At 62.0% G+C, this 10398-nt stretch carries 3 protein-coding genes; all 3 read right to left on the bottom strand.

Annotation, left to right across the window (positions count from 1 at the left end):
• Nucleotides 1-233: 233 nt before the first annotated feature.
• A complete protein-coding gene (locus tag HGB44_RS20865; RefSeq protein WP_168444087.1) occupies nt 234-1487 on the bottom strand; it encodes a phospholipase D-like domain-containing protein in 1254 nt (417 codons plus the stop codon).
• A gap of 136 nt (nt 1488-1623) precedes the next feature.
• Nucleotides 1624-5082 (bottom strand): serine/threonine-protein kinase, encoded by a 3459-nt coding sequence (locus tag HGB44_RS20860; protein WP_210751931.1) that lies wholly within the window; start codon nt 5080-5082, stop codon nt 1624-1626.
• 827 nt (nt 5083-5909) lie between these two features.
• Nucleotides 5910-10178, bottom strand: a complete 4269-nt coding sequence (gene pglW / locus HGB44_RS20855; RefSeq protein ID WP_061080237.1) for a BREX system serine/threonine kinase PglW — start codon at nt 10176-10178, stop codon at nt 5910-5912.
• Nucleotides 10179-10398: the final 220 nt, after the last annotated feature.

The following is a 10398-nucleotide window of genomic DNA, read 5'->3' as shown; positions in this document are numbered from 1 at the left end:
TCGACCAGCTCGCCGTTTTGATGCGCGCTCGACTCAGACCCATGCAGTACCGTCCCGAGCTGCTCAAGGGGTGTCTGGCCGGAACTGGACTGTCCTTGGAGATATAACCCCACAAATTAAAAGTCAGCACCAGGCCCCTCCACCGACGGACACCAGAGAACTTAAGGTCAGGCGAACCTCCGCACCCTACGACCGGCGAGCTCGAACTTCACCCCGAGAGACCACTCGAAAAATCAAAGGCGGTTATTTTCAATTTGCCCAACGTAACTCCCGAACTGGGCATCAACAATATCGTTCCCCCGAACCAGGGTACCCTCTTCCATTCGATACGTACGGTCCCGAGACCCCCGGAAGCTTAGCCAGTTGAAGCTCGTGTTGATCCAGACGTCATCAAAAATAAGAATCTTTGCGTGCGTACTCTTCACTCGCACCAGGGAAAGTTGTTCCGGATAACGCTTTTCCAGGTTGGCCAAGCGCTTCAAAGCGTGAGCATCGGAATCGGAATCGTCCCCGTCCTTCCTGATTCCGTACGCGATACGCACATCAACCTTACGCTTAAGGCACATCTCTAGCTTTCTGATAAACTCCGTATCCACAATGGCGTTCTTCACCCATGGTGAGATGATCAGGATTCTCTTCTTGGCCTTCAGAAGTGCTTCGCTGAGCAGTTCGGGGTGCTCATACACGGCCACGGCTCGGATTTCTCTCTCCGGGGTAACATCTCCAGCATCAGCTTCCTTGAGAGCTGGCCCAGGAGTCGCCTGCCGGGCGACCTCCTCCCTGAGTTTACGAGTGACCTCATGAAGTGGAATCCGGTCGCGCTCCAAAATCGGATCCAACTGAGGACGCTGCTCTGGGGCATCTACCTTGATACCCAGTGCGTCCGCTCCACCTGATTCGATCAGAGACAACTCGTGATCATTGCTGATTTCACCGTCGACGACTACCCCAATCTGAATATCGGAGCGCTCACTGTCCGAATACAGCAGCACCTGAACCGGAAGGAACCGCCGCCCTCTACGTTGACTTACGCCTTTCACCATCAGGATCTCGCGCTTGGAATCACCTCGATCGCGAAGTAGCGCGTTGATCTCCGACGGAGAGATGTCCGATGGCCCCAGACGTTGCTTCCGCAGGCGAGGAAGCATCAGCAAACCGTCATCCTTTGCCCTGGACTGGGATATGGTTTCGTTCCGACGAAAGGGACCGATTTTACAAAGAAGCTCATCGTAGACCAGATCCAATTCATCCTGAACCGGGGCGATGGAAGCCAGCTCCTTGGCAGCGATCCGACCCCTCGGTGTCAACGCCAAACGGCGACCGCCATCATCCGCCCCGCGGGGACCGCTAGCATAGGTAAGGTAATCCGAAGAGAAATGGTCCGCGATGGTCTGTGTAACCAGACTCATTGGCAGACCGAGAAAATCTCTAATAGATTGCCCGGTATTGACCCCAGAGTCGACCAGGCGAAGAACAAACTCTTCCATTAGTGGAAGATCCTTCCGGTCCTGCGCTAGGACGTCTACGGTGATCTGTCCTACTGGGAGGGCTGCGTCAACAATAGCCACCAGGTCCAACCCCGAACGGGAATCGCCGAACTGAGAAGCCAGGACACTATCAGGACTAAATGTTGACATCACGAACCTCGCATTCTTCAGGGTGATTTCTCATGTAGTCAAGGACATCACGGAGTGCGCCTTGTTTGCTACCACTGAAGGCAGCGTCACCAACAACGACAAGTCCGTATCGAGCCCTCGAGAGCGCAACGTTGATACGCCTCCAATATGGTTCTCCCAGAAATCCGAAATCACCACGATTGTTGCTTCGCGTGACGGAGAATACTGCCAAGTCACACTCCCTGCCCTGCACCGCATCAACAGACAAAACTTCCGCATCAATATTACTCATTCGAACCGCAGCCAGGGAACGTTTGAGTTCGTCCACCTGGCGAGAGTAAGGCGCGATCACCAAAACTTCGAGCTTTTTCTTCCCGGAAATCTTGATGAGACCACGGCCAATCGACTTTTCCAGCGTTTCCAGATGCCTGATCGCGATCTTGGCTTCTGTCCGATTGGAGATACTCGTCTGCGCAGCACTACGCTCGGACTCAAGACGCTGATTACCAAGACGGCTGGTGTCGAGCCACAGAACCGGTTTGCTCACCCTGTCGTAGCCAGCAAGCTGTTGGCGACCCGGAGAACGCAGCTCCCCATTGTAGAAACAGTTTGAAATCAAGTTCCCGATCGCGGGGGTCATTCGATACTGTTCACGCAGCATGTGCTTGACCGGAGACTGAGTCTTTTCTGCCAGATATTGAAAGAGTGTGGTCTTGACCAGCTCCGGATCGAGTTGGTACTCCACCATCAGCGGCCGGTCACGAAGAATTTCTTCGTCGATGGGAGGCAGCTGCCGAGTGTCACCGACCAGGACCCAACGCTGTGCACGGGCGAGTGGTACCAAAGCCTCGGTTGCCGTCGCCTTGGATGCCTCGTCAAAAATACACAAGTCGAACTGAAGATCTCGCGCGGCTGGATGTCCAAGGAAACCCAGCGCGGTCCCGCCAATGACTTTGCTATCCTTCAGGAAGGACGATACTAGATTCTGATCACTACCGATACGCTGAAGCCACTCCCCCTGGAGTTCGACAAGGCCCATCAGCCTCTGACCATAGCCATCATTTCCAAGTAGCGCCTCAACACCAGCCCTCGCCTCACTGGACGACATCTCCTCCCGAAGAGTCAGATCACCGTCCAGAACAGCCTGAGTCCTGTCGAAAAGCTCACGGCGCTGGTCCCTTAGTTTTTCCCGTCGTTGTCGGGCATCGACCATCTGCTCACCCAGTTCCCGGGTGGAAGTGGTTCGTTCTGAATAGGTACGATCGTCCAAAGATTCCAGATGCTTTTCGACTGTTGTGAGGGTGTCGGCGACTGATGCCAATTCTTGTAGCAGCAATGCAGCCTTGAGATGGCGTGTTTCCACCCCTTGACTTCCAGCCAGTCGGTCCATGTGGGCTTCAGCTTTGGAGCGAACCTCCTTGGACCATCGCTTCACTCGCTTGTCGAGCAGGAGGTGTTGAGCACTGTCCGCCACTCGCGAATCATCGGGACGCCCAAGGCGTACCAGTCCGCTAATGCCAGCATCCTCGAGTCGGAGCAGGGCGTTATCGATGGCAATGTGCGTCTGGCTAACAATCAGGATGCGAACGTTAGGTGAGCGCTTGAGCGTCTGCTCAACGATCTCAGCGATGACTGTCGTCTTACCCGTACCCGGAGGACCTTCGACCAGAAGAAGATCCTGCGTTCCCAGAGCGTGCTTCACCACCTCACGTTTGCTACCGTCAAGATCTTTTCGAAACCATTGACTGATTTCCGCAGGCGGCCCTACAGAGATTTGTGACGGATCCTCGATAACCTCACGCAACAACTTATTCTTACTCTGCCCGTGAGCGACACTGTTCAGGGCAGATTTTTGACGGTTGAGAGCAGTTTGAGTAGGACCCAAGTAAGGCTTTAGGAAACCCTTTTGAGGCATGCGAACGTCGGCCTTGCTAAACCTCAGAGTAACCGATTTATCTCCTTGGCGCACAACTTCACCTCGGTCCAAGGAGCGCCTGTTGGTGTAGTCGAATACAGTCCACTCCTCACCTTGCATCACAACGTCATTCGGCAAGGTCAAATGAAACTCGATACTGCGCCCCTGCCCGGAGACACGTTCGTATTCAAGTTGTTTTCGCCCTCCGGCGGCTGATTCCTCACGAGCATCGAGCAGCCTCCGCCAACCCTCGAAAAGATCTCCAAGGTTCTGCGATCGGAGTGACTCTTTGGATTTCTGGCGAAGATCGCTGTGCTCCTTCAAACGATCCATCAGGGATTTCAATCCCTCAACTGCAGCATGCTCACCTGGATCAGCAAAGGCCCAGGTCAGTGACAGCCCAACGGGGTATGCTTTTTCTCGCTGCCGTTCAATCCACTCGTCGCCCTTGTTCAGGACGGTGACAATAACAGCGCGGTCGTCAGAGTCATCAGCAAGCTTGAGAAGATAGAGGCAGGATCGACCAATGAGCCTGATCGTATCGAACTCGACCTCTTCAGACTGCCTATTGTAGCTGAACTCAGCATGCACCTGGTCGCTCAGGTCATTCAGAATGGCGCTCTCCGCCTGATCCCAGTTAACGTCATCCCCCCTCTTCAACCCGAGAACCTTTTCTGCGGCGCTTCGCGTGCACTTCATCCACAAGGCATTACGCTTGCGTGACTTTCGGTCCCCGCAGACCCTGAATGCCTCTCTAATTCTCTGCTCGAGGATCGTTGCGTTAGCAGGCCGCCGCGCCGGGTTGAAATCAACACAGTCCCGCAGGATATCGCGGAACTCTGAATCTACATCCATGCCTTCCAGAGTCGGCGTCAGATCTGTATGGCTTCCGATCTTGCTGCCTGTTATCGCTTGAATAGCAAGCACGCCATAGCTGAAAACATCACGCACGTAGGGAACTTCGTCTTCACCCCCCGGCGGGGCGTAGAGGCTGGACCGGAAGTCAGCCACAGTTTCGTCTGACTCAAGCACCTTGGAGCGGATTTTGGCGATTCCGAAGTCGGCAAGCTTCGGCCGCCCCTTCGAATCTATCAAAACATTGCCGGGTTTGACGTCTCGGTGCTCGATCTCCAGGGAATGAGCATGCGACAGGGCCTCCACCAGGGGGATGCCGATTTTCTCGAAGTAGGACTCCCAGGCCATGGGACTCCCTTCGGGAAGAACATCCTTCAGGCTGCGATCAACCCACTCCAAGGCAATGTAATACTGCCCAAGAGTCTCGTCCCAACCCGAGTCCAGCATCTGCACAATGTTGGGATGACGAAGTTCCTTCAAGGACTCCGTCTCGCGATCAAGGAAAATCTTGATAATCTCATCATCGCGCTTCCTGAGCACCTTTACAGCTACAAAGACACCGTCTTCACTGTTGGTATCCACCGCCTTCTTGACTTCCGACAGGCCGCCAATACGCGGGGATACTCCCAGCAGAAGAAACCTGTCGCCAATCATGTTTTTCACGCAGACACCTATCTCAAGAAGGGGTTTATTCACTTATTTAGGATTAAATATAGCACTCGACAGAAGCTCATTCAAGACCCTTGCATAGATATTCCTTGAGCAATTTCGCCTTCACGACAGGACCACAATTAAGCATTGGACACGGACTCAACCCGATTCAGTGCTTCCACCCTCCGAAGCCAATGACCAATCATTCGACATGGACTGTCGGATAGATTTTTCACATTAGGGCGTAAGCTGGCGGAGACAGCGCATCTCATACCCCGGCCAGGTACCACTGGGCCTTCAGGTCCGGGGCGGCCATGTGGACCTCGTGCCCGTCCCACCACTCCAGTCCCCGCATCCCTCCACAGCCTCGCCGCGGTCCGCCCGGCCGAGCACGCGCACGACCCCAGCGCGAGCTGGGCAGCTATGAACACACAGCGAAGTCGTTCGGGACCGTACGTCTCCGGTACGAGGGAGCACACGACGTAGATCTGCCGGTGGGGATGCAGCCATTCCCCGAGCCGGAGCAGCTGCCGGAGGTCGTTCGTGGCGAGCCCGCACCCTCGGGCCTGCACGCAGGTGAGGGCCCCGTACTGGCCGGCCACGATCGCGAGAGCTGCGGTCATGGGACCCGGGGCAGCGTGGCGCTGAAGGGCGCGGCCCTGGAGCACGGCGGGACCCTGAGCGGTATCGCGCTGGGTGGCACGGTGTTGCGCAGGGCTCATACCCTCAACTATCGGCGTGCGCCCACGCGCCACGGCCGGCCTCTCACCTGTAGACAACCAGCCACCCCCTCGGCGAACCCCCGTCCCGGAGTCACTTTCGATCGCCCCCATGACTCGGCGAAGGGGCTCACCGTGCAGCGCATATCCGGTTCACCCCACCGGTGCGGCCTCCGGTGCCGCGAAGCCCTTCGGCAGCAGCACCTGTTCGACGTCGCTGATGATTCCCGCCGGGTGACCGTCCAGGGTCGCGGGCCCCTGGGGGCCGCGCATCGGGCACAGCAGCCACAGTCCGTACGGACTGGTGCCCGCCTCACGTGCCTCCTGGACGAGGGCACCCAACAGGGCGCGGCCCGGCGCGTAGCGAGCCAGGGGGGTCGCCCGGTACAGCAGTACCACCGCGTCCTCGCCGGGTCCCGCGGGCCCCGCCGAACGCACCCGGTGGCCGAGCCGTTCGAAGACGTCGCTCAGCATACGCTCGAAGGCCGCGGGACGGCTGTTGTCGGCCTCGGCCAGGACATCCCAGTCCAGGCCGCCGCCGATCTCGCCCAGTACCTCGTCGACGACCGCGACGAACTCGGCGGAGACGTCGAAGGGCACCACTCCGGGGGTGCGGGCCAGGGCCTCGGCGCTGCGCTCGGTGTCGGGCATCCACGTCTTGAGCGCACGGAAACCCCCGCTTCCCACCGAGGCCTCCAACTGCTGCCAGGCTCGGGCGGAGGCGGCGTCGAGCTGCCCCGGAGCATGGTGCGGCCCCGTGTGCGTGGAGGGCTGGTACGTGGTCAGCTCCGGCTCCAGGTACCAGTAGGTGGTGCCCTGGTGTTCGCGCCTGCGGAGCTTGGGGTACTTGTCGGCCAGCAGGTTCCACAGCTGCCCGTCCCCGGGAGCCTCGAGCGCGGGGAAGCGCGCCCTCACCCGGTCGCGTACCTGCTGCGGGGTGATACCGGGCGCGCCCAGGTAACCGACGGCCTGGGTGAGCTGGAGCGCCCGTTCCAGGTCCAAGTCGACCGGGTAGAGCTCCAGCCGGGGCGTGACCTCGGCACGGCCGGAGGCCACCGCGGCCAACTGCACCAGGTCGGTGTCGCTCAGGGGCTCCATTCCCTCGGGCGGAGTGACGGCGCGCAGCGCCTGTCGGACCGTGGCAGGGGTGGGCAGGGGCTCCCCGGGCCGGACGCGGACCAGCTCGTCCGCGCGGTGAGCGAGCGCCTCGGCATAGTCGAACAACTCACCCTCCACCGGGACGGAGGGGTCGTCGTCGATGACCTGTGCGACCAGGACCCTGCGGTCGTAGCGGCGAACGACGAACCTCTGGTCGGTGCGGCGCTCCTCGCACTCCACCGCCACGCGCAGCGCCGCCATCGCGTAGGCGGCGCGGGCGTCCCCCTCCAGTGAGGTGCCGCGCAGGGTGAGCAGTTCCGCGGCGATCTGCCCGACCTCGCGGACACGGCCGTTGCGGGCGAGGATCTCCACCACGTCGTCGCGGACCGAGCTCAGGAGCGAGGCGCTCTTGGACCAGTAGGTGACGGCGTGTTGCAGGTCCCGGTCCACGAGTTCCTGGGGAAGCCCCACGCGCTCGGCGACCCTGCGATGGGTGGGCCACCAGCCGGTGCGGGCCGCGGCCTTCTCGGGGATGCCGAGCAGTTCGCGCACCGCCCGTACCCACTGCCCGTTGGCCTCGGTGGAGGTCGGGATGAACTGGCGGATCACCTGGTCGAGGGTGGCCTTCCTCTTTTCGTCACCGTCAGCGCCGCGGGGCAGCTTGGAGCGTGTGGCGACCGCGTACTCGGCCACGTCCAGGCGCTTGCGCCAGTCGGTGACCGCTTTGACCAGTTCGTTGCGCGTGGGCAGGGAGACACCGCGCAGGCGGTGGAGTTCCCGGACGGGTTTGGTGAGCAGGTCGCCAACCGTCTCGCACTTCAGCACCCGGGTGGCGGTGTCCAGGGCGAGCGGGGTGAGCCCGGCCAGGTGCAACGGCGTGTTCAGGTCCGCGCTCTCGGCGTTGCGTCGGCGGGTCTCCTCGCTCTCTACCACGGCCTCGGCCACCGGAGAGGCCGCGTAGAGGGCCGCCTCCCAGGCACTGCGCATGTCCTGGAGCGTGGCAAAGCGCCGCTCCACCCTGCGGTGCAGCGCGCGGTGGAAGAAGGAGAGCAGGAGGGACCGGTTCTGTTCGGGGAAGGCGTCCTCGGAGAGTCGCGGAAGCTCGACGTCGTCAGCCAGGAACTCGGGGCCGACCCCGTCGTCGTCCCACACGGGGAGTTCTCCGGTGGCCATCTCGTGCAGGGTCACGGCCAGGGCGTAGCGTTCGGCGGACTCGTCGTAGGGGCGGTCCGGACCCAGGAACGGATCGAGGTAACCGCGCGTCCCCGCCGCGGTGTTCTCACACGGTGTCCTGGACAGGGAGAAGTCGAAGAGCATCAGGGTACGACCCTGTTTGGGGGGCTCCTGGACACCGAGGTTGGCCGGCTTGATGTCGCGGTGGAAGACCTTCTTGCTCTCCAGGTGCTCGACCGCGTCGAACAGGTGCTGCCCGAACCGGAGCAACTCACCGGTGCCCAGGGCCCCCTGGCGGGACAGATAGTCCGCGAGCGTGCTCTCCCCCGCGTGTTGCAGGGGGAGGACGGTGCGCTCGCCGATCTCGCGCACACCCGTTTCCTGGTCCGCTCCGGCGGAGGCCAGGGCCACGATCCTGGGACCGGAACCGACGATCCGCAGTGTCTGGGCCTCCCCCCGCAGCGCGGCGGCCGCCGAACCGGAGTTGAGGGCGACCTTGTGGACGACCTCCACACCCTTCGGCCCGCTCATGAGCAGGGCGCGCGCCGTGGCGCCCCTGCCCAGGACCTCCCGGACCCTCCACCCCTGTTCGGTCTCGTCGCCGGGTCGCGCGGTGAGCGGGTCGGTCTTGACCTCGGGCTGGGTCAGGTACTCCTCGACCTGGTCGAGCATGCGTAGGAAGGCCTGGACCGTCGACAGGCGGTCACCGGGGGAACGGCGGGTGGCCTCGCGAACGAGCGTGTCCAACTGGGGGACGATGTCGTCGCTCACCGCGGCCGGGGTGAGGCAGCCGTGCTCCTGGATCTGTCGGCTCATCTCGCGGCGGTTGCGGCCCGGCGGTTGGCCGGTGAAGACGAGGTAGGTGAGCGCACCGAGGCCGAAGATGTCCTGGGGGGCGGCCCTGCCCCCGTAGTCGGGGAACTCCGGTGCCAGATAGGCCTGGGCGGCCGCCTCGACGTGCGCGGCCAGGGCGCGTTCGCCCAGCGCGGCCTCCAGGTGCTCCGTCGCGGCCCCGCCATCGGAGGTGTGACGCGTGTGGCCTCCGCTGCGCAGGCGCAGGCTCTCACGGGAGGCCACCTGCCAGTCGGCGATGTACAGCCGCGGGAAGGAGCCGTCCAGCTCCACCCACACGCTGCGCGCGGCCAGGGCACGGTGGAAGAGGCGGTTGCGGTGGGCGTGGTTGACCGCCTCGGCCAGTTGGCGGACCATCTCCATCCGGGTGTCGATCTCGAGGTCGTCCCCGTGTTCGGCCATGAAGTGGTCCAGCCGCTTCCAGGAGGAGTGGTGCCGGAAGGCGATGCCCGGACCGATCTGGTCGACGACCCCGAAGTACTCGGCCTTGACGATTCCCTCGTGGGAGATGCCCTCCAGGGACATGTACTCGCGCTTGGCCGCACGCTCGACCGAACGGCGGTCGTCCTCGCTCGGGGACTCGCCGTAGTGGTAGAGGCGCACCCGGCTGCTGCTGCCCAACTGCTGGTGCCGGGCCCGGTAGTCGGTCCAGGTGGGTCCGCTGTCGAAGGAGCGCTTCTCCAGCGTGTACTCGCCCAGTTTCAGCGCGCGGTCCAGCGACTGGACACCGATCGTCTCCATCAGGAGCGAGACGTTCTTGAGAAAACCCGGGCTGACCGTGGTGTGGGGGCGGCCGAGCAGACCGCTCCAGATGCCGTCCAGGCCGGTCTGCTTCTCCAGGCCCTCCCGGCCGTAGACCTCCGCCAGCTGTACCTCGTCGAAGTCACAGCGCAGGTCGTCGGCGGAGAGGAAGACCGCGGCCTTGATGAAGGGGATCCGCACGTTGTCGGGCAGGCCCAGTTTCCTGGCCGCCCACTGGAGACGATCCTTGAGTTCCTTGGCCTTCTGCTCAGTCAGGTGCAGCGGGTTCGTGATGGTCCGGCGGTGGCCGTTGGTGAAGGTCCACTCACTGCCCCGGTTGGTGGCGCGCCCCGGGTGGCTCTTGATTTCGACGAGGAAGGCGCCGGTGGGGGTGACGGCGAACAGGTCGCACTCGCGGACGCGGTTGTTGCGCGCGGTGAAGGACATGCCCTGCCAGGCGCGGTAGGGCTCCCGATCGGGGAAGTACTCGCGGATGTGGTCCAGGGCCGACTGTTCCCAACGGAACTCCGAGGGTTTACCCCACCATCGGTTCGCCATCCGGCCGCTCCCTCTCCAGTTCTGCCCCGCCTGACTGCCCGTCCAGCATAGGTGGCAGCGGTGACAGAGGCACGTCCGGACCGAAAAGGTACGCGTGGCAGCCCACGAAGGCCGTGCCTCTCATCGTCCACGCAACGATTCTGATCTCGTTCTCCTCGGTGGTCGCGACAGGCGATAACCTCTTGCCCCGCCCACCTCACGATCGTGCCGTTTTCGTGGG

The organism is Nocardiopsis alborubida (genome assembly GCF_012396365.1).
Classification (GTDB): domain Bacteria; phylum Actinomycetota; class Actinomycetes; order Streptosporangiales; family Streptosporangiaceae; genus Nocardiopsis; species Nocardiopsis alborubida.
This window is presented reverse-complemented; position numbering and strand designations above follow the sequence as displayed.

Coding starts and splice junctions, on each gene's coding strand:
- HGB44_RS20865 (WP_168444087.1), bottom strand. CDS start 1,487: ATGGAAGAGTTTGTTCTTCGCCTGGTCGACTCTGGGGTCAATACCGGG.
- pglW (WP_061080237.1), bottom strand. CDS start 10,178: ATGGCGAACCGATGGTGGGGTAAACCCTCGGAGTTCCGTTGGGAACAG.